Annotated in this window: 20 protein-coding genes; 8 read left to right on the top strand and 12 right to left on the bottom strand. The window is 50.8% G+C overall.

The features are described from left to right. Positions 1–95: 95 nt before the first annotated feature. The gene (locus tag ABD836_RS15145; protein ID WP_344937568.1) at positions 96–851 is read right to left on the bottom strand and encodes a glycerophosphodiester phosphodiesterase family protein; all 756 of its coding nucleotides are present in this window, start codon (positions 849–851) and stop codon (positions 96–98) included. A 212-nt stretch (positions 852–1063) separates the two neighbouring features. Between ABD836_RS15145 and asnS the strand changes: the two genes are divergently transcribed. Beyond that, a complete protein-coding gene (asnS, locus tag ABD836_RS15140; protein ID WP_344937566.1) occupies positions 1064–2458 on the top strand; it encodes an asparagine--tRNA ligase in 1395 nt (464 codons plus the stop codon). A 67-nt stretch (positions 2459–2525) separates the two neighbouring features. Here asnS and ABD836_RS15135 read toward each other — a convergent pair whose 3' ends face one another. Continuing rightward, positions 2526–3506 (bottom strand): ribonuclease Z, encoded by a 981-nt coding sequence (locus tag ABD836_RS15135; RefSeq protein WP_344937563.1) that lies wholly within the window; start codon positions 3504–3506, stop codon positions 2526–2528. Positions 3507–3545: 39 nt separating this feature from the next. Beyond that, positions 3546–4235 carry a TetR/AcrR family transcriptional regulator gene (locus tag ABD836_RS15130; protein ID WP_344937559.1) on the bottom strand — a complete coding sequence of 230 codons (690 nt, stop codon included), beginning with the start codon at positions 4233–4235 and terminating at the stop codon, positions 3546–3548. Positions 4236–4503: 268 nt separating this feature from the next. Between ABD836_RS15130 and ABD836_RS15125 the strand changes: the two genes are divergently transcribed. Beyond that, a complete protein-coding gene (locus ABD836_RS15125) occupies positions 4504–5379 on the top strand; it encodes a TIGR03619 family F420-dependent LLM class oxidoreductase (protein WP_344937557.1) in 876 nt (291 codons plus the stop codon). Positions 5380–5420: 41 nt separating this feature from the next. Here ABD836_RS15125 and ABD836_RS15120 read toward each other — a convergent pair whose 3' ends face one another. Further along, the gene (locus ABD836_RS15120; protein ID WP_344937554.1) at positions 5421–6020 is read right to left on the bottom strand and encodes a TetR/AcrR family transcriptional regulator; all 600 of its coding nucleotides are present in this window, start codon (positions 6018–6020) and stop codon (positions 5421–5423) included. Positions 6021–6184: 164 nt separating this feature from the next. Between ABD836_RS15120 and ABD836_RS15115 the strand changes: the two genes are divergently transcribed. The 3 genes from ABD836_RS15115 to ABD836_RS15105 all read left to right on the top strand — a co-directional run bounded on the left by ABD836_RS15115 (position 6185) and on the right by ABD836_RS15105 (position 11591). Then, a complete protein-coding gene (locus tag ABD836_RS15115) occupies positions 6185–7549 on the top strand; it encodes a cytochrome P450 (protein ID WP_344937552.1) in 1365 nt (454 codons plus the stop codon). Positions 7550–7722: 173 nt separating this feature from the next. Beyond that, entirely contained in the window at positions 7723–8745 is a 1023-nt protein-coding gene (locus ABD836_RS15110; protein ID WP_344937549.1) for an LLM class F420-dependent oxidoreductase, read from the top strand. A gap of 269 nt (positions 8746–9014) precedes the next feature. After that, complete coding sequence (locus ABD836_RS15105) at positions 9015–11591, top strand: TonB-dependent receptor (protein WP_344937546.1); 2577 nt, start codon at positions 9015–9017, stop codon at positions 11589–11591. Positions 11592–11706: 115 nt separating this feature from the next. Here the strand turns inward: ABD836_RS15105 and ABD836_RS15100 are convergent, their stop codons facing one another. The 3 genes from ABD836_RS15100 to ABD836_RS15090 all read right to left on the bottom strand — a co-directional run bounded on the left by ABD836_RS15100 (position 11707) and on the right by ABD836_RS15090 (position 14759). After that, positions 11707–12756, bottom strand: coding sequence for an esterase/lipase family protein (locus tag ABD836_RS15100; RefSeq protein ID WP_344937544.1), 1050 nt, complete (start codon positions 12754–12756; stop codon positions 11707–11709). A 155-nt stretch (positions 12757–12911) separates the two neighbouring features. Then, positions 12912–13751 (bottom strand): 23S rRNA (adenine(2030)-N(6))-methyltransferase RlmJ, encoded by an 840-nt coding sequence (locus tag ABD836_RS15095; RefSeq protein ID WP_344937543.1) that lies wholly within the window; start codon positions 13749–13751, stop codon positions 12912–12914. A gap of 33 nt (positions 13752–13784) precedes the next feature. Beyond that, the gene (locus tag ABD836_RS15090; protein ID WP_344937541.1) at positions 13785–14759 is read right to left on the bottom strand and encodes a class 1 fructose-bisphosphatase; all 975 of its coding nucleotides are present in this window, start codon (positions 14757–14759) and stop codon (positions 13785–13787) included. Between the two features lie 160 nt (positions 14760–14919). Between ABD836_RS15090 and ABD836_RS15085 the strand changes: the two genes are divergently transcribed. Continuing rightward, positions 14920–15177 (top strand): hypothetical protein, encoded by a 258-nt coding sequence (locus tag ABD836_RS15085; RefSeq protein WP_344937538.1) that lies wholly within the window; start codon positions 14920–14922, stop codon positions 15175–15177. 211 nt (positions 15178–15388) lie between these two features. Further along, positions 15389–16159, top strand: coding sequence for a dienelactone hydrolase family protein (locus tag ABD836_RS15080; RefSeq protein ID WP_344937534.1), 771 nt, complete (start codon positions 15389–15391; stop codon positions 16157–16159). A gap of 32 nt (positions 16160–16191) precedes the next feature. On the opposite strand, the gene ABD836_RS15075 is transcribed toward ABD836_RS15080, so the two are convergent. Genes ABD836_RS15075 through ABD836_RS15065 form a run of 3 tightly spaced genes read right to left on the bottom strand, consistent with a single transcriptional unit; the run spans position 16192 to position 17402 of the window. Further along, positions 16192–16788 (bottom strand): Nramp family divalent metal transporter, encoded by a 597-nt coding sequence (locus ABD836_RS15075; protein WP_344937529.1) that lies wholly within the window; start codon positions 16786–16788, stop codon positions 16192–16194. Continuing rightward, positions 16737–17102, bottom strand: a complete 366-nt coding sequence (locus ABD836_RS15070; RefSeq protein ID WP_344937527.1) for a hypothetical protein — start codon at positions 17100–17102, stop codon at positions 16737–16739. Before ABD836_RS15070 ends, ABD836_RS15075 begins: the two co-directional genes overlap by 52 nt. A gap of 24 nt (positions 17103–17126) precedes the next feature. Beyond that, positions 17127–17402, bottom strand: a complete 276-nt coding sequence (locus ABD836_RS15065; RefSeq protein WP_344937525.1) for an Nramp family divalent metal transporter — start codon at positions 17400–17402, stop codon at positions 17127–17129. A 128-nt stretch (positions 17403–17530) separates the two neighbouring features. On the opposite strand from ABD836_RS15065, the gene ABD836_RS15060 reads away from it, so the two are divergent. Next, positions 17531–18931, top strand: coding sequence for an ABC1 kinase family protein (locus ABD836_RS15060; RefSeq protein ID WP_344937523.1), 1401 nt, complete (start codon positions 17531–17533; stop codon positions 18929–18931). A 122-nt stretch (positions 18932–19053) separates the two neighbouring features. On the opposite strand, the gene ABD836_RS15055 is transcribed toward ABD836_RS15060, so the two are convergent. Next, entirely contained in the window at positions 19054–19635 is a 582-nt protein-coding gene (locus ABD836_RS15055; RefSeq protein WP_344937521.1) for a YceI family protein, read from the bottom strand. An 18-nt stretch (positions 19636–19653) separates the two neighbouring features. Then, positions 19654–20229: a cytochrome b gene (locus tag ABD836_RS15050; protein ID WP_344937518.1), complete on the bottom strand. Its 576-nt coding sequence runs from the start codon at positions 20227–20229 to the stop codon at positions 19654–19656. Positions 20230–20391: the final 162 nt, after the last annotated feature.

Below are 20391 nucleotides of genomic sequence, written 5' to 3'. Positions count from 1 at the left end.
AGTTAAAAGCGACGGGGCTCGTCGTTTCTGCTCATGGAGGCCTGCGTAAGACCGGCACAGTGTCGGCAGCGGCCTAAGAAGTGAGAAGCCTCACCCTAGCGAAGCGTAGGGTGGGGAGAAGTCACATTAAAATCCCGTAGCATTTCACCCACCAAAAACGTTTCTATAGCTACCGCGCCGCGTTCAAACCAATCTTTGGCTTCTTGTAGGGTGCCAACCTCGTAGACTAAAAGTGGCCATGGTAGCTGGCGCAAATCGCTGCTCGCGGGTATGCAGTGTTTGTCGCAAAAAATGACCTCGGGGTTTAGCTCTGCTAAAAGGCTCTGTTGCCAATCTGGCCAGTAATCGAAGACCGCGGCAAAGCGTTCCCAGCCTTCATGCAAGGCATACAGTAGTGCGTCGAGTTCAAAACTAATGAGTAAGCAACGATCGGCTACGGGTCTTAGTGTGTTAATTACTGCGTCGACCACTGCGGCCGCGCCAAACTGACTTAGGCTTTCTGCTTTAATTTCCACATAAGCGTTTGCCGCTGGGTAGTTTTGCAGTAAGGATACTATATCGCTCAAGGGGCACATTGGATTGGTCGCGAATTGCTTGCCAAGGCGGCTGGCCTCAGCGGCGTTTAGTGTCAGTAATTCCTCGGCACTCAAATCCCAGATCAGTCCATCGCAGTTGCACATTCGCTGTAAATTCGCGTCGTGAAATACAAACGGTACGCCGTCGGCGCTAAGCTGAATATCCAGTTCGATATTCAGTGCACCGGCGGCGAGCGCCTGTTGAAAAGCAATTAAGGTATTCTCAGGATAGTGCTGACGCCATCCGCGGTGGGCAATGAAATTCGTGGCCTGCATGGGGGTCCCCATTTGCTTTGCTGAAGTGGTGGCAACTGTGTTTACTGTAGCGGTAAATTTGGCATTGTGGGAGCGGATATTGTTGCTGGTATTTCCGCGTGGGCGGGTTTCGGTGTTTTTTCAAAGGAATGCAGTCTAGATTTACGTAATACGACAACGGCGGCCTATAATAGCGGCCGTTCAGATTTTCCCTCGACACACTTGGAGACCCTATGACCGTGGTATCGATTAAATCCTTGTTGGCCGGCGAAGTCGCAGCGGGTAGCGAAGTAGAAGTACGCGGTTGGATACGCAGTCGGCGTGATTCCAAAGGTGGCTTTTCTTTTTTGGCGGTCCACGACGGCTCGGCGCAGGCGGCTATTCAGTTGGTCGCACCCGGAGAGCTGGCGAATTATCGCGATGATGTGTTGCGTCTAACCGCGGGTTGTTCGGTGATCGCAAAGGGCCTGTTAGTTGAGTCCCAGGGGAAAGGGCAGAGCTTTGAAATTCAGGCCACAGGAATTGAGGTGTGCGGCTGGGTTGATGATCCCGATACCTATCCTATTGCCAAGAAACGCCACAGTTATGAATATTTGCGCACCGTGGCACATTTGCGGCCACGCACAAACACCTTTGGCGCCATTACGCGGGTGCGTACTGTGTTGGCGAATGCCGTCCACCGCTATTTTTACGAGCGTGGTTTTCAGTGGATTAATACTCCGCTGATTACCGCGAGTGACTGCGAGGGCGCAGGTGAAATGTTTCGAGTCAGCACCCTTGATTTGATGAATTTACCGCGAACAGCGCAGGGCGCGGTTGATTTTGGCGCTGATTTTTTCGGCAAAGAAGCGTTTCTAACCGTATCCGGCCAGCTCAATGCCGAAGCTTATTGCTTGGCAATGTCCAAGGTTTACACCTTTGGCCCGACTTTCCGGGCGGAAAACTCCAATACGAGCCGGCACCTCGCGGAATTTTGGATGGTAGAGCCGGAAATTGCCTTTGCTAATTTGGACGAAGACGCGGCTTTGGCTGAAGATTTTTTGCGCTACTTATTGGCTCAGGTATTGGAACATTGCGAAGACGACCTTGCCTTCTTTAATCAGTTTGTCGACGAGGGCGTTTTGGCGCGCGCACAGCAGGTGGCAAACACGCCGTTTGAGCGCATAGACTACAGCGATGCAATTAAGATTTTAGAAAAGTCAGGTAAAAAGTTCGAATATCCAGTGAGCTGGGGGCTAGACATGCAGTCGGAGCACGAGCGTTATTTGTGTGAGGAGCATGTTGGTGGGCCGCTAATTGTTACCAATTACCCGAAGGACATTAAGGCGTTTTATATGCGACTTAATGACGACGGGAAAACGGTAGCGGCTATGGATGTCTTGGCGCCAGGTATTGGCGAAATAATTGGTGGCGCCCAGCGAGAAGAGCGGCTGGACGTATTGGATATGCGTATGGCCGCGCAGGGGCTGACAGGCTTGGAGTGGTATCGTGATTTACGTCGCTACGGCACAGTTGCCCACGCTGGGTTTGGCCTGGGTTTTGAGCGTCTGCTGAACTACATTACCGGCATGGACAATATTCGCGACGCCATTCCATTCCCGCGGACGCCGAAACACGCTGACTATTGAGTTGAAGCAGGCTGGGTGGGGAAGATACCTCAGTTTGGTGAGGTATCGCCCGGTCCGGTGTAGGGCGCTACAATTTCACCAAACGCTTGTTTTTTTCTAGTTGAAAGCTTTGTAGGTCTTCTGCGAGCAGTAAATTGCCTTGGTAAAGCTGGCGCGCTTCTTTGTATAAGTCACTAACCGTGTGTTGATTCTTGTGCTTGTTTTTTGAGGAGTTGCCGCTGCGGTAGCGCTGACTGAAATGGGTCAGAATTAGGTGGCGCAAATTGGTGTCGGCGGCGGTTTTGGCGACCATCGCTGCAGTACTGTGCATGTATTGGGGTCCGACTTTGGCAAGGATGTCTTCGGTAAAAGTCGCTTCGTGAATCAGTAGATCACAGTCCTGTAGCGCGTTATGAAGCAAGCTAGGCTGATCATTGTCGCCACCTACCACCACTTTGCGCGCTGGCCACGCCGGTGAGCAAACCGTACTTGCATGCACGGTGTCGCCGTTGTCTAAAATCGCGTCCTGACCCTGTTGTAATTGATGCCACTGCGGGCCGCGGGGAACGCCCAGGGCTTCGAGTTTGGCTTCGTCGATGTGGGTCGGTGGTATCTCTTTAATGTGGTAGGCGAAGCAAGGCACTCGGTGCGACATGGCAATCGCGCTGATGTCGATCGCATTATCGCAGTAGTGAAAATCGTCTGCATCGCTGCGTACAAAATTAAGTGGGAAGCGCAGATTGTGAACGTCGGTATGGGCGAAGGTTGCGCGAATGTATTGTTCAATGCCATCGGGCGCGCAGATCGTGAGGGCATCGGTGCGGCCGCTCATATTGGCGCTAGCAATGAGCCCAGGGAGTCCGTAGCAGTGATCGCCGTGAACGTGCGTAATGAATATGGCCTTAAGTTTCGCGCTGGAATGGTGGCTGTGCAGCAGGCGATGCTGGGTACCTTCTCCGCAGTCGATTAAGTACCAGTCACGATTGTCATCGATGTTCAGCGCCAGAGCGGTGACATTGCGCTGTGCGGTTGGTGTGCCGGCACTTGTGCCTAAAAAAGTAAAACGCATAAATTTGCTATTTTATTCCAGGTAGTTGTCCGTTATGGGTTATTTGCTTTGACGCTGCTCAAGTATTTGTAAAGTGTTTGCTGATGGCTGAACTTCTAACATTGCGGTAATGCTGTCGATAAGGTTGCTGGCCATAAAGTCGGTGTCACGCATCATCGGTTCTAGTTGCCGGCTTTTACGCATTCGCGCGTGGTCTGATATACCGTGAAAGGCGAGTACATTCATCATTAAAATCCGTTGTTGACCTACTTCTGGCGGTAGATGCGTCAGCTGATTCGCTGCCAGTTTAGCAAGTTTTGTCTCCCGAGGTATTTGCAGTGGGTGCGCACCGGGCAAACTGTAGCCTAGCGTGTTACTGGCAATAAGTTCGGCGCTGATATGCAAATAGGCCTCACCGCCATCGGGGTCTTCTAATTTGTCGAGTAGCGGTTTCACTATCGCCGTGGCGAGGAGTCGTGCAACAGGCTGTATCGTGGCAAAGGCGTCGATAAGAGCAGCCCGTTTCGCGGCTACGCCGGGACCGTGTTTATCGAAAATAGCCTGCAATAGACCCGTTTTGCCACCAAAGTGATATTGCACCGCATTGCGGTTGTTTTGGTTGGCATCTCGGGTGATGGTATTCACCGATACGGCTTCATAACCTTGTTCCGCAAAAAGCTGCTCGGCGGTGTGAATTAGCATTTCACGGGTGCGCAGGCTGCGGCTGTCTTTTACAGTGCTTCCATTCATGTTGTTACCACTTGATTTTGGCGGTCAGTCTTATTCTAAGTTATTGGCCAGCTTAGCAAAAAAGCTAAACTTATAAACCGTGTTAGATGCTGAATAGCCGTTAAATTATCCGCGCTTCCCTACGCAAATATAAATCTAAGTATAGCCCGTATTTGTCGATTTGCTGCGCCATTTGGGTGAGGCGCAGACCGAATCTTTGTATTAATCTGCTTATTGCTGGCCCGTGTGGGTTGGTTTAAAACAATAATGATAGGGGAAGGGATTAGCGATGAAGTTTGCCTACCATCACAGTATGTGTCCGCAGGAGCAATATGTGCCCTTGACGTTAGAGGCCGAGCGACTGGGCTTCGACACAATCACAATGCCCGATAGCATTTGTTACCCGAAAGAAGCGAGCTCCAAATATCCCTACAACGCTGACGGTAGCCGTGAGTTTTTAGATGGGGTGCCATTTTTAGAGCCGTTTTTACTTGCGGCCCACTTGGCTGCACTAACAACGTCAATCCGTTTCTCAACCTCGGTGCACAAGCTCGCTGTGCATGAGCCGGCCTTAATTGCCAAATCTTTGTCGACACTTGCGGTGCTGAGCGGTAATCGCTTTGTTTACGGTGTTGGTATCAGTCCTTGGGCTGAAGATTTTGAAGTGACCAACGTAGCATGGGCTAAGCGCGGCAAGCGCATGGATGAAATGATCGAAATCATTAACGGCTTGATGAGCGGCGAGTATTTTGCCTACAAGGGCGAAATGTTTGAATTGCCAGAGATTAAGCTGTCCCCTGTGCCTAGCCAGCGCCCCCCAATATTGGTCGGTGGGCATTCAATTCCGGCGCTACGCCGTGCCGCCAGAATGGGTGATGGCTGGATCGCAGCAGGTGGTGAGCTTGACTCGATTAAAGGCATGATTGATAAAATAAATGAATTCCGTAAAGAGTATGGTCGTGACCATCTTCCCTTTGAATTCCAAGCAATGACTGCGGAGGCCTACAGCGCGGACGGCATCAAGCGCTTAGAGGATATAGGTGTCGACGAGGTGCTAGTTGCCTTTCGTGACGTCTATGCCTCGGAAGCTGACGATAAATCAATTGAAGAAAAGGTCGGCATGATGAGCTGGTATGCCAATGAGGTGATTGCAAAGTCTAGGTAATGTTAGCGGATACCTAGCGCCGCTTGGGTATCCGCATTGAGCTACGCGGCCGCAGGGCCCTTGAGTACGTCGATTAGCCGAAATAAGTACTCCGCTTTTGCCTCGCGCTCATCAAAGGGGCACATCAATAGGTTTTTCGCCATGCCGTTAACGAGGTCAAAGGCGATACTGGTTATATCACGGGCGCTAATATCCCTGCGAATTTGATCGATGGCCTGCATATTGGCAATCATGATCACCATTAACTCACGAAATTGATTGTTCTTGTCGCGCTCTGCTTCAAGGCTGTCGGCGTGAGTGAGTGCGAAAGTATGCAGGTTTAGGCGCACGCGCCACTCGAGATCAGATTCTTCGTCGAGGGGCAGGCCGGCTTTGATAACGGGTACAAAGGAGCCAATGTTCTGTTCTTCGTTGGTGATGGCTTCTTGCATGCGCAGGTCTATGCGTTGGTCTGCCCAGCGGAATGCGGCTATTACTATCTCTTCTTTGCTACTGAAATAGTGCGATAGCACGCCAATAGAGCATTTAAGTTCTTTTGCTAGCGCCCGCGTTGTTAGCGCTTCTAAGCCTTTTTTAGCGATTAGTTTTGCGGCGGCACCGGCGACTTCTGCGCGGCGGGTGTCGTGGTCTACTTTCCTCAATGTGGAGCCCTGCTTGCTGGATACGGCCAGTCGGAATGAATGCGAGACGGATAATATACCTAATTATGACGAAACTTTCATATCGGACGCTTGATATGTATGTGGCCCACGCCTATGATTGCTCACAAATAACATCACAATAATCCCCCTTCGGAGGGCTGAATATGGCTACTGCAGTTAACCAAAACTATAAAGAATGTAAAAACAACGAGAATTTGGATCATATTCCGGGTTCCTTTGGTTTACCTATCATTGGTCAGACATTTCAGCTGGTGAAGGACTTGTATGGCACTATCGATCGCCAGTATAAGGAGTTCGGCAATGTGAGCCGCTTTGGCTTGGCGGGTTTCCGCGGGGCCCTGCTGATTGGTCCCGATCTATATAAAGAAATCATGTTGGATAGAGATAAAAATTTCTCAGCCGAAATGGGTTATATGGGCTCGCTGGGTCGTTTTTACAAAGGCGCTTTGTTACTGCGTGATCACGAAGATCATCGCTTCCAGCGTCGTATGATGCAGTCAGCGTTTAAAAATGACGCAATGAAAGGTTATATCGGCACCATGGGTCCGATGATCGCTGATGGTATAAGCGGCTGGGGTGAAAAAGGCGAGTTGCTGTTTTTTCCGGCAATCAAGAAAATTCTACTTGATGTGGCTGCGCGAATTTTTGTTGGTCTGGATGAAAACGATGAGCGCGCGGAAAAACTCAATAAAGCGTTTTTGGATATTACCGATGGCTTGATGGGGATCGTCACTAAGGAATGGCCTGGTACTAAGTTCCGTAAAGGCAAAATCGGTGAACGTTATCTTATCGAACTCTTTGGCGACCTAATCGAAGAACGTCGCAACGGTGACGGCACGGATACGTTTAGTTATTTTTGCCGCGAGAAGACTGAAGACGGCGAATACTTCTCTAACGAAGATATTATAGCGCACATGAGCTTTTTGCTGTTCGCCGCGCACGACACGACAACTAGTGCCTTGAGCCACATGCTTTTCCATCTGGGTCAAAATCCAGAATTACAGCAGCGCTTGCGCGAAGAAGCGCTGACAATTGACAAACCGCACCTAGATTACGAAGATCTTGAAAAGATGCCGCTGATGGAAGTGGCCGTTAAAGAAGCTTTACGTCTTCATCCATCGGTTATGATGATGCAGCGCCGTACAATTAATGATTGTGAGTTGGGCGGATATAAGATTCCGGCTAATACCATTTTGTTTTTGGCGCCGCAGCATACCCATCGCATGGAAGAGTACTGGGACGAGCCACTTAAGTTTGATATCGATCGTTGGTTGGAGCCGCGGAACGAACATAAGCGTCACTCATTCAGCTGGGTCGGGTTTGGCGGCGGTGCACATAAATGTATAGGGATGCACTTTGCACTGATGCAAGTGAAAAACTTTATGCACCAATTTTTGCGAGAGTATGAATTCCATTTGGCGGACGATTTCAGCAGTAAAATGCAGACCGTACCTCTGCCTAAGCCGGTTGATGATTTGCCTTTGGTAATAAAGCGTATCGCTAAGTAAGTCGTCTGCTGAGGGCTCGGCAGGTTAGCGTGATCGCGCCGGACTTCGCCGAGTATTGCCGTGTTTATTGCTAGATACTCGATGTGGATCGGGTGTTTAACGAAAGTAGTGAATGCTATTTCCCCTCTGCCGTTATAAGCGAATTAACATAATAAAAGAATAAAGAGGCGTATATGAAACTCGGCTTGCATCTTGGCTATTGGCAGAAAAATCCAACCGATCGCTTTATTGAATTGGCACAAAAAGCAGAAGCCTTTGGCTTTGATTCGGTATTTACTGCTGAGGCATACGGTTCTGATTGCTTTACGCCCTTGGCCGCAATAGCGGCGACGACCAGTAAAATTCGTTTGTGCACTGGGGTTATGCAAATCTCCGCGCGCACGCCGGTGTGCGCTGCAATGTCGGCATTGACCTTGGATCATATTTCCAATGGTCGCCTTTGTTTGGGTGTCGGCGTTTCTGGCCCGCAAGTGGTGGAAGGTTGGTATGGTCAGCAGTTTAAGCGGCCGCTTGAGCGTACACGGGAGTGGTTGGATATTTTCCAGCAAGTCATCGCTCGCGAAGCGCCAGTCGAATACAGCGGCGCGCAATATAATTTACCTTATATTGGGCCAGACAGCCTGCAGCTTGGTAAACCGCTAAAAAGTATCACACACCCGCTACGTAAGAAAATTCCGGTATTTCTGGGTGCAGAAGGCCCGAAAAATATTGCCCTAGCTGCAGAGCGATTTGACGGTTGGATGCCAATCTTTGTTTCGCCCTATCGCATGAATATTTTTGACGATAGCTTGGCGGTTAAGCCCGAGGGTTTTGAGATCAATGCGATGGTGAACTGCATCGTGAACGACAATCTTGAAGAGGCCATGTATCCCGGCAAAATGACCATGGCGCTGTATTTGGGTGGCATGGGCGCTAAAAAAGATAATTTCCATAAGAATCTGATGGGCCGTATGGGCTTTGGTGACGAAGCGCAGAAAGTACAAGATCTCTGGTATGCCGGTAAGCATGATGAAGCGATTAAAGCGGTACCGGATGCCTTGGTCGATGAGATCTCCCTGCTTGGTCCCAAGGAGCGCATTCGCGAGCGGCTGCAAGATTGGAAAAAGTCAGACGTAACAACGTTGATGATTGGTCACGCCGATAATTTCGACGTTTCTGTTGAAACCATGGAATTTATTGCTGGCGAAGTCGTTTAGGTTTATTGGCTGGCTGGCTGGCTGGCTGGTGCGCGCAGAACAAACAGTGCGCGGTGCCGAGGCTTAACCTGTGTTATGTGCCGGTGTGCTGCCGGGTATAGTGAATATTCACAGGCGCTAGGCGTCGGGTGTCTGCTTCCTCAGTGAGATACCTCTTCATCCAAACGGATGATTCTTTATGTAAAGATATGTCTTTACGCTACATATCTTTACAGTCCTGTTTTTACTAATAATAAGATGGACTCGTTATAGAGTCTGAGGATACGTTTATGGCCGTAAATCACATTTCGCGTGGGATTTTATTGGGGCTGGCAGTAGCAGTAACGCCTTCTGCGCTGTTTGCAGAGGAAGGGGGCAGCAAAAAAAAGAACTTATCCTCGGCGCTTGAAGAGGTACTGGTTACGGCCCGGAAACGCTCGGAAAATATTCAAGAAACCCCCGTTGCAGTCACTGCGATAAGCGGTGATGACTTGCGCGCGCAGGGCATCCTTAGCACTGCTGAATTGAGTAAGTCAGTACCGAGCTTACAGATTAATGACAGTACCGCGCCGCAAATATTTATACGTGGCATCGGTCAGCGGGCGCCGATGGCGCGCTTTGATCCGTCGGTAAGTGTTTATCTTGATGGTATTTTTATTCCCCGGCCGGACGGCCAGCTTTTAGATACGATTGATATTGAAAGCGTGCAGGTTTTGCGTGGTCCGCAGGGTACTTTGTTCGGGAAAAATAATACCGGCGGGGCGTTGGTATTTACACTGATTAAGCCCGGTGAAGAGTTTGGCGGTTACGTCGAGGGCGCGCTGGGGAATTACAATGAACAGCGTATGCGCGCGGCTGTCGATATGCCGGTGAATGACGAGTTGTTAACGCGGTTGGCGTTGGCCAGTCACCGTCGAGATGGCTTTTTAAAAGATCCATCATCGTCCACTAACCAATCGGTAGATCGCCTTTCGGCGATTTTTCAAACCCGCTGGTTAGCATCAGATGCCATTACCCTTGATACCATGACCTTTTTAGGCAAAACCCGGGAGCGCTTTCCGTCGTATCACTGCTCAGTGATTAACGAAGACGCGTTATTTATTAATGGCTTAGGCATATTGTGGCCGGGCGATACTGACCCCAGTAACCCAAGTGCCTATCAGGATAATTGCAAGGCCAATGATCGCGACAGCCTGCCGGATTTAGTGACTAATCAAGGTCCGTCTCAGCGTCAAATTAAACATCAAGACACGCTGATGTTTGGTGCAACCCTAGATTGGGAGTTGAACGAAAACCACAGTTTGAAAACTATTCTGGGCTACCGTGACGCAATTAAAAAAGGACCACAGCAGACAGCTGATGAGGGTGGTCCAGCAGCGTTTTTACGCGGTACTGTATTGGACGATGCCGATCAAGAGTCACTTACCCTCGAACTGCAGCTAAACGGCGAGTTTTTTGATGGCGCGGTTGAATACGCAGCAGGTTTATTCTGGCAGGATGAATTTAAGTCTGAACGTTATTTGTTGAGCAGTCCCTTGGTCGGTGCCGATGCAATCAGTCTCGCTCAGCTTCTCGCCGGTAACGTGCCCGATTCTTCGCTGATTCCACCGGGTGGCAGTGCGCCACCAGTGGTCGGCGCCTTAGTGCCATTGGATACGGTACAAGACTTCGCCATTGACGGTGAAACCTTGGCGATATTTACTCAGGCGACCTGGCATATTAGTGAACAATTTGAACTTACCCTTGGCGGACGCTACACCGAGGAAGATCGGCAGTCAGAATTAATTACTCGCACCTCCGACCTAGCGGCAGTAACAGACATTGTGAGCGCGGATCTCCGCTTTATTACCCTTGACCAAGGTCTGGGTTTACTTACGTATTTAGGTACCTGGGCAGATGATCCAATTACCTTGGCTAACGATATCCTAAAAGCGTCGGTTACCGGTGAAATCGGTTCGCCCCTAGGTGCGCCGGTCCGGGATTATATGGACAGCACGTTTAAAGAGTTTACGCCGATGGCGTCGGGTTCTTGGATGGTGCCGGATGCGTGGCTAGATGGTGGTTTTATTAGTTCGGGGATGGCATACGCGACCTGGAGCAATGGATTTAAATCTGGCTTTCATGAGCCCAGCGGTGTCGATGGTCTCTTGGTGGTTGAGCCCGAGTCGCTGGAAAACCGCGAAATTGGCTTTAAGATCGATGCCCTTGATCACTCCCTGCGCTTTAACGTCGCTTTGTATTCGATGACGTTTGAAAATATGCAGCTCATCACTGTGGGCCTCGATTCTGCAAATAGTCTTGTTGTAACGTCGCAGAATGCCGGTAAATCGATGATCGAAGGCGGTGAAATTGAAGTGCTTTGGTTGCCGAGCCCCGCGATGTTGGTGTCGCTAACCTACAGTAATAATAATTATAAATTTTTAGAATTTGATGATGTTGCCCTGACGCCCTTAGCGGTAAGCGGTGAAACCGTCATACTCGATCGCAGCGACGAAGAGTTTGCCGTGTCACCACGTCAGTCGGCCTCCTTGGGTGTGCAATATACTATTGTGAGTGACGCTGGCTTATTTGTTCCCCGCTTTGATCTAAGCTACAAGGGCGAAACCTATATGGGCTTTGATGACGGCTCTTGGGAAGTAACGAAAACCAATCCTGGCGCTGTCTACGCTGACGACTATGTATTACTTGATGCGCGCCTGAGCTGGACGAATAACAACGACGATCTGAGCATTGCAGTTTATGGTAAAAACCTAACGGATGAGCGCTACGATATTGGTGCGGTTGCCACTGGTGAGTCCTTAGGTACTTTTGCACGTGTACTGGGTGAACCGCGCTTCTATGGCGTCGAGGTGCGTAAAACATTCTAAGGCTGCAAATGCCTTGATGGACGACGGCCTAAAGGCCGTCGGCTCAGCTCTGGCGGGCGTAGCGAATGCAGTTTGATTTACTGTATCCAATCACCGCCATTCCCCGTTTCCGAAGCTATTGCGGCACGGGCTTGTTCGCGTAGTCTCGCAGCGGCGGCTCTGCTTCAGCCAACTGAATATCGGGGAAGCCCTGCGTAGCTTCGCTGCCAAACACCGTGGCAAAATCTTCTAACAACGTCGCTGATATTACCTGATCTGGTAGCGGGAGCAGGCCGCAAAGTTCGGCACCGCCCGCGCGCTCGACGTTGGCTGGGCCGCTATTGCTCAGTGCATCCAGTGTTAATTCAAAGGTGAATCGGTCGCTAAGGCCAATCGTTACGTGTTCGACAATTCGGCCGGTGCACACATCTTGGATCAATGTATTGCTGACTCTGGGGTTAACCATGCCAAAGTCCAGTGCTGCGGTCGGCTCGGGCTCATAGGGCTGCACTAACTCATCCATCATGGTGTAGATATTGGTGTAATCAATGTCACCAGGGGTTTCGTCGCCGCTGTTTAAGGCATTGATAAACGCAGAGTCTTGGGCCATTTGATAAACCGCTGGGGGCATGGCCAGCGGTATCGTGCCGTTAAGGATCGCCGGGGCCATTTGTGTGCCATGGTGCGGGCCGGCCAAGCTAATAATATCGTCTACCATTGGTCGCAAACTAGGCCACCAGCTTACCGCCCAGCGCGGGTGAATTGCGCCCTGACTGTGGCCGATCATATCGATTTTACGGCCTGTGTCCGTGTGAATTTTGCGCACGGCGTTCACGACGTATTCCACTGAAATCTGCAGGTCGTTCAGACCACGATCAGGATACGTGACAATACAAACGTCATAGCCTTGTTCTTCAAGAAGCGGTTTATAGCTCCAGTTGTATTGCTCTTCGCCGTGGGTAAATGTGCCGTGCACTAGCAGCACCACTTCCGTATTGGGATGGCTTAACTCGCCGCATACGAGGCCGGCATCGAGGCTTGCTATATCGGTTTCCAGTGCCGGATCAACGCCGCGCGCAGTACTTGGTGAGTTGCCGCTGGTACTGGTGTTAGAGCTGCCGCCACAGGCCGCTATCAAACTGCAGCTAAAAATCGCCGCGCTAAGCTGAAGAGTGGGTCTAATCATAGAAAATAACCTAGTTTTATTGTTATCAATTATCGCGTTTCATGCCGACGCCCTCTGTTAAGTGTATAGCAAAGGCGCAGGAAAGTTACAGCGTGGTAACTGAAGTGCTGTCGAAATGGAATGCGGTGGGCAATAACGAGAGGGCGCCGAAGGTTTTAGGCTATTGCCGCATTCAATTCAAACTGGCTATTCGTGCCGTCACCCAGCAGCTGCTCTAGCACCGGCATTGTTTCCTCAAGCTGGGCGGCCAGCTGCCACGGCGGGTTAATAACAAACATGGCGCTGCCAAACATGCCGTGCTCGCCTGCTGGCGCTTGAACGGTGAGTTTGATGTGCAGGTAATTATTGGGCGATAGCGCCTTTAGGCGCCTGCCGAGATCTTTGGATTCTTCGCGGGGAATTAAGGGGTACCAAAGTGCATACACGCCATTGGGAAAGCGGCGTTGACTATCTTTTAGTGCGCTGATGACGTTGCGATAGTCATTTTTGTCTTCATAGGGCGGGTCAATTAACACCAGCGCGCGCTTACTCGGTGGCGGCAACAGTGCCTTTAAGCCGGCAAAGCCGTCGTTATCACTAACGCGGGCGCTGTGATGGAAGCGTTTGCGCAAGTTCTCGTGATCGTTGGGGTGTAGCTCAAATAAATGTGCTTTGTCTTGTTCCCGTAGCAGCTGCAGTGCAATTGCCGGAGAGCCGGGGTAGCCCTCTGCTTCGCTTTTGCAGCAAGCGTCTATTACGTCGAGATAGCGCTGCAAGGGTGCGGGGAAATCCTGCTCTTTAGCGGCGGCGCGGAGCTTGGCGATACCACTGTCAAATTCACGATTTTGCGCGCTAAAGGCGCTGGCAAAGTGGTAGAAACCGGCGCCCGCATGGGTGTCGATATAAGACAGGGCAGTGGGTTTTTGTTGCAAATAATCCAAGCACAAAACCTGCACTAGGTGTTTCAGCACGTCGGCATGATTGCCAGCGTGAAAGCCGTGGCGGTAACTGAGCATGGCGGTGAATCCCGTTAGTTGCGCTGATTGCGATCAGCGCTGGTGATAGTCGACGCAGACTTTGACTTCGTTGGCCGCACCGAGAATTACGGGAACCCGTTGATGAATATGCTCAGGTTGAATGTCGAGGATTTTTCCCTCTGGAGTCCATACTTCACCGCCAGCTTGCTCTACCAAAAAACCCATGGGATTGGCTTCATACATTAGGCGTAACTTACCGGCTTGTTCTGGTTTGCGACTGTCCCATGGGTAGGTAAATACGCCACCCCGACACAGAATGCGATGGACATCGGCAACCATCGCCGCAACCCAGCGCATATTAAAATCTTTGCCTCTTGGGCCATCTTTGCCGCTTAGCAGGTCGCTGATATAGCTCTGCATACCACTGGTCCAGTGACGTTGGTTGGACATATTGATGGCAAATTCATTGGCGTCCGCAGGAATACTGACGTCCGCCTCGGTAAGCAGAAAGCTGTTTTGATCCTGATCCAAGGTAAACATTGCCACGCCTTTGCCGGTGCTTAATACCAGCATTACCGAGGGGCCATACAATACATAGCCGGCGGCGGCTTGCTGGCGGCCGGGCTGTAAAAAATCTTGTTCGGTAACGGTGGCGCTGCCACTGTGGGGTAGTACCGAGAAAATAGTACCAACCATGCTGTTGATGTCGATGTTAGACGAACCATCCAGCGGGTCAAAGGTGACTAAATAGTTGCCGTTGGTGTGGCAGGGTACAACATCGGGCTCTTCTTCAGAGGCCAGACCGCGCACGGTAGGTATCGCGGCTAGGCAATCTTTGATTAGGTCGTTGGCAATAACGTCGAGCTTTTTTTGGTCTTCACCTTGCACATTTTCTGCACCAGCGGCGCCGAGCACCCCGGCTAAAGCGCCCTTGGCAAGGGCTTGGCTAATAGTCACGCTGACATCAGCAAGGCCAAGGATTACCGATTGAAGATCGGCGGGGACAGCGGTATTGGCGAGAAATTCGGGGAGGGCAGTTTTGCTCATGCAAGAAATTCCGGTAGCGGGCAACAACGTTCTATTATGCCACTCGTACCGCCTTTAAGACAGTTAAGCTGCGGTAAAGAGGTTTGCATAGGCTGGGCTGCTGTTTTAATTTATGGGGGTAGGTCGTTTTAAATACATCAAGGTCGACAAGGAGGTCGCCATGAAATACTCCATTGCACTGCTGAGTGCTGTCCTCATTTTCGCTGCGCCAGTGCAAGCGGCAGGCTGGCAAGCTTGCCTGGCGCGAAAAATAGAAACCGTGCGTTTAGAGCAAGCCCTCGGCGCAGGGGAAAAGCTCAAGGGCTATGCCAGTGGCGCGGCAATGAAAAAAGCGCGTCGCGCAAAGGAGGATTGGCTGTGGAAAAACTGCCGCAGTTATTCGCGACGGCTACGGGAGGTTGAGCGCGATATGATGTGAATGTTGCTTGGCGCGATCGGTGCGAGTGAGCTTTCAAGCTGAAAGTGTCGTTCTAGCTGCACCGTGAATGTCTTGCGTCTTGCCGGCTCATGGCGAACAAAATTAACCGTCTGACGCTAGGCTTTTGCTGGGAGAGCATAGCCGCTGTCATCGTATTAGCGGTATATTGCTGAGCACTTGATTGAGATTAATCAAACAGAAGGAGCATTAGATGAAATTGGCCACATGGTTTAGCGCGTTTTTATTATTCAGCTCGGTAGTGAGCGCCGAGATAGTGGAGAGTAAATTAACCTTGCCCGGCAAATTGGGCTCGGCGGTGTTATACAGTGATTCGGACAATACTGAGGCGGGTCCGGCGGTGGTGGTTGTGCATGAGTGGTGGGGCTTGAACGACTATGCCCGTGGTCGGGCGCGGCAACTTGCAGAGGCGGGCTATACGGCGATTGCCGTCGACATGTATGGCACGGGGAAAAGTACTGACCACCCGAAAGACGCCATGGCTTTTATGAAAGCGGCCTTAGCTGAGCCGGACAAAATGAATGCGCGTTTCGACGCGGCGCTGGCGATTTTAGCTAAGCAGCCTGTCGTAGATAAAAACAAGCTCTACGCAATTGGTTACTGTTTTGGCGGTGCGGTGGTGTTGAATCAGGCGCGTCGTGGCTTGGATCTGGCTGGCGTCGCTAGCTTCCACGGTACCTTGGGTACAGAAGCTAAGGCGCAAGCCAATACCGTAAAAGCCAAAGTGTTGGTTGCTACCGGCGGTGCTGATCCGATGGTGCCACCCGCGCAAGTTGGTGGTTTTGTCGAGGAAATGAGCGCGGCCGGGGTGGACTTGCAGCTCTTAAGCTTTCCTGGCGTCGTGCATGGTTTTACCAACCCAGGTGCGACAGCTGTTGGTGTAAAAAACAAAATGCCCTTGGCTTACGACGCGAATGCAGACCGGCTTAGCTGGGAAGCGTTGATGGCGATGCTCGCTGAGTAAAAGCAAGGTCGGCGCGCTGAGGGCGCGCCGACTTAAGTCAGTAGCGACTGCACGCTGAGAAAACCTAATACAATCAAAGCCAAGATGATCAAAGTATTGCTGGTGAGGCCGAAGCGATGGCTTTTAGTAATAATTTTATTGTTCAAATAGAGTAGTGTTAAGGCAAGAAACGGCATAAAAAATGCCCCCGTCACCGCGTAGAGCATGACCAGCCACACCGGCTTAACTATAAGCAATAACAGCATCGGTGGCAGTGCGAGAAAAGCCAAAAAACCGCGATATGGCCAACTAGTGCGATCGGTCTGAGTGGGAGTTTGTTCAGATTTTTTGCGGGCCGCCATGATGTCGGCGAACAAATATGGCACCCCCTGCCATACACCGAGCATTGAGCTAAATACTGCCGCCCACACGCCAATTAAAAATAGCTCTCTAAACATCGGAGATAAGGATCGCCCTAACTCGTCGGCCATGGCGATTAAGATCTGGCTTCCGCTGGTTGCCCTTGGTGCGGCTTTGGCTGCCAGCAGCATGATGCCGATGCCAAATAGCGCGGTAATACTGTATGCCACGCTTAAATCTATGCGCGCCAACGGCAGTGCCGCGCTGGTGTGCCAATCCTTTTTGCGCATCCAGTTGCTATAACACAGCAGGGTAACGCTGCCGCCAACACCGCCAATGACAGCGAGCGCATTTTTCCGTGACGTTGAATGTCGGTGCTAATCGACACAGTTTGCTGGATATTGATTGCCGATAAATCGAGGTTGGCGAGTGCCGTCATTACGGTGATAAACATCAGCAGAATCATTAGCTTCATGGCAGACTCAAACACAGAGTAACGGCCAAATAGCACGAGCAATACTGCCAGAATAGAATGTAAAACCGCCCAGCTATTGATCGACAATTGAGGGAGTAGCGCGTTGGCCGCGAGACCGAAGGCTGCCATTAGCGCCGCGCCAACTAAAAAGCCCTAGAGAATAAGGTAAATCCGAAAATAGCCGTTTACCCAGGGAGGCAATTGCTCCTGCCAGCCCTGTAAAATACTTTTGCCAGTGGCTAGCTGCCAGCGAGCCAAACCCTCATTCAGCGCTAATTTGATCAGGGCTCCAAATGGTACGGTCCAGATGATTTGCCCGCCAAGGATGGCGCCAGAAACGGCAGTGGCCACCAAATCGCCGGCAACAAGGCCGGTAGCCGCAACCACAAAACAGGGGCCGATCAAGGTTAGGTTTTTTAGTAATTTCATAGGCAGGCTTAGCGGGTTTTATTATGTGGGCTTGTGGTTAAAACTGAGTATGCCCTGAATTGCTATTTCGTCACGCCGCGACGATGCGTTTACTGCGTTGTTGCGGCGCTTTCTCTACAATGGTCGCTATGAGCGATTCAACTACACCCCCAGAAAAACCCCTTCATCAGCTTAAAACTGGTGGATTTGCGCGTCGGCTGGAATTGTCAAAACTCGGCGTGCGCTATGGCAGCCGGGCCCTGCGCCAGAACTTGCGGGAGCGTTTCGGCGGCGATGACGAGAATGCCTTGGCTAAACGTCGCGAAAACATCGACTTTTTCGTGAGTGAGCTTGGCCGCTTAAAAGGCAGCGTGGTTAAAATTGGCCAAATGATGGCCACCTATGGCGACTATATGATGCCGCCGGAAGTGGCTGACGCCCTGCATCAGCTTGAAGATAATACCCCTCCAATGGCCTGGGAGGTTATTGCTAAAGTACTTCACAAAGAGTTGGGCGCCGAGGCTTTGTCGGCCTTAGAGATTGATCAACAGCCCTTGGCTGCCGCGTCCTTGGGGCAGGTGCACCGCGCACGGTTGTTGGCAACCGGGGAGGAGCTGTGTATTAAAGTGCAGTACCCCGGTGTTGAAGACACCATTGATGCAGATTTTAACGCCGTGCTCAGGCTGTTAAAGGTGTCGCGCTTACTGGCGAGTACCCGCAATATTGACGATTGGTTTGGCGATATTCGTTTATTACTGCATAAAGAAGTGGACTATGAACAAGAGCGGCGGGATCTCGATTTTGTTGCCACGTCATTAGCGGGCGATGACCGATTTGTTGTGCCCAAAAGTTACCCAGAATTCTCGACGCGACGGGTGCTAACCATGAGCTACGAAGCGGCCGATTCAGTAAATTCCGCGGAGGTAGCGGCTTTGCCGCAGGCTCGCCGTGATCGTTTAGGTAGTGCGGTCTTGGACATGTTTCTTACTGAGTTATTTGTGTGGCGGCGAATGCAGACCGACCCCAACTTTGGCAATTTCAGAGTGCGCATCGATCCGGAGGGGCAAAGTGATAAATTGCTATTGCTGGATTTTGGCGCCATGCGGCTTTTGCCGGATAGCTTCGCCGATCAATTTTGCGCAATGATGGTGGCTGCTTACCAGCGCGATAAGTCGACATTTTTAGAAAAATCCATCAGTTTAGGATTTATGAAAGCGCATTTTCCCCAGGCCGTATTGGACAATTTTGTTGATATTGGTATCGATATCGCCGAACCGCTGCGCCTTCCTGATGACACCGTTCCGACCTATGCGGTCAATGCCGATGGTCAATATCGTTGGCGCCAGAGTGGCCTGCCCAAACGCATTGCCAAACGTGCAGTGGCGGCGTCTATCAGCAAATACTTTGCCTTGCCGCCTAAAGATTTCTTGTATGTGATGCGCAAACTAATGGGCATTTACGCCTTAATTTCACTATTCGACGCCCAGTTCTCTGCCGATACAGCGCTGCTAAAATATATCGCTGAGAATGCCCCTGAGTCTGATTTATAGACGGTGATGGTCGGTAAATTTTAGGCAAAAAAGGCCGCTAAAAAAGCGGCCAAAAATTTTGAGACTGAATGAGGATAATTCCTAATCTTCGAGTGGTTCGACACTCAAATAGTTCAATTAAATTACATCATCGATTGCGCAATACCTTCCACGTCTAAAGTCAGCTCAACAATTTGTGAGGCCGGACCAAGGTCAAAGTCAATGCCAAAGTCCTTCAACGCGATTTCAGTAGTGCCGTGAAAGCCTTGACGGTAGCCGCCCCAAGGGTCTTTGCCGCCGCCGATTTCACTTACCGCAATGGTCACAGGCTTGCTGATACCGTGAAGGGTTAATATGCCTTTTAGCTCAGCTTTACCTTCGTCTAAGGGCTTGAAACTGCTGCTTTTAAACGTGGCAGTGGGGAATTTGTCTACTGCAAGAAAATCTTTGCCACGTAGATGCTTGTCGCGTTCCGCGTGATTACTGTCGACGCTGGCCGTTTTAATTGTGACGTTAACTGATGAGTCTTCTGGCTTGGCTGGGTCGTAGTTGAAGCTGCCTTCAAACTCATTAAAGCGGCCGTAGAGCCAGCTGTAGCCTAGGTGTTTTATTTTAAAATTAACAAAGGCGTGGGCGCCGGCGGTATCAATTTTGTACTCAGTGGCGTGAAGTGCGCCGCTAAAGCAAAGCAATGCGGTAAATCCGATGGCGAGTAAACGTTTCATGTGTTGGCTTCCTTTATGTTAATTAGCGTGGTCGGTGGGTGATTTTGCGTCGCGGCCCAGCATTTTTAGCAGAGTCGTGTCGCGGTTGATAAAGTGGTGTTTTAACGCTGCCAGGGCATGAACTCCAGCTAATAGGATCAAGGCCCAAGCGATTAGTTCATGAATCTCGCCGGCAATGTCTTCCTGCTCGGGTAGATCATAAAGCGTGGCGGGTACTTGAAACCAGCTAAAAACCTCAATGGCGCGCCCATCGGCAGTAGAAATAAGGTAGCCGGCAATCATCAGCGCAAACATCAATCCGTATAGCGCAATATGGGTCAGGTGGGCAGTGGTGCGCTCCCAGGGTTTCAGCGCCGGGTCATCTGTTGGGCGAATATTAATATTGCGCCACGCAATGCGGGCAATAAGCACCAAGAACAGCAGAATCCCAATACTCTTGTGGATCGCCGGGGCGTCTTTATACCAAGGGTCGTAGTACGAAAGTTCTCGCATCCAGATACCAAGGGCAAACATGCCGATAACAATCAGCGCCATACCCCAGTGCAGTGCGATACTGAGCCAGCCGTATCGGCTTGCGGTGTTCTTGGCGGGCATGGCGTCTCCTTTGCTCATCGATATTAATGAACTCAGTATATGTATAAATGACTGATATAAAAGCGCAAAATTCTGGGTAAATTGATCAGTATTTCAGATGGGTTTCAGCTTCTGGCGTACTTTGGCCTGCTAGCCGTTTTGAGTTGAGCGGATAGTCTATTT

Origin of the sequence: Zhongshania borealis (assembly GCF_039539625.1) — a bacterium.
GTDB classification, from domain to species: Bacteria; Pseudomonadota; Gammaproteobacteria; order Pseudomonadales; family Spongiibacteraceae; genus Spongiibacter; species Spongiibacter borealis.
Note: the sequence above shows the minus strand (reverse complement) of the source record. Positions and strands in the feature narration are given on the sequence as shown.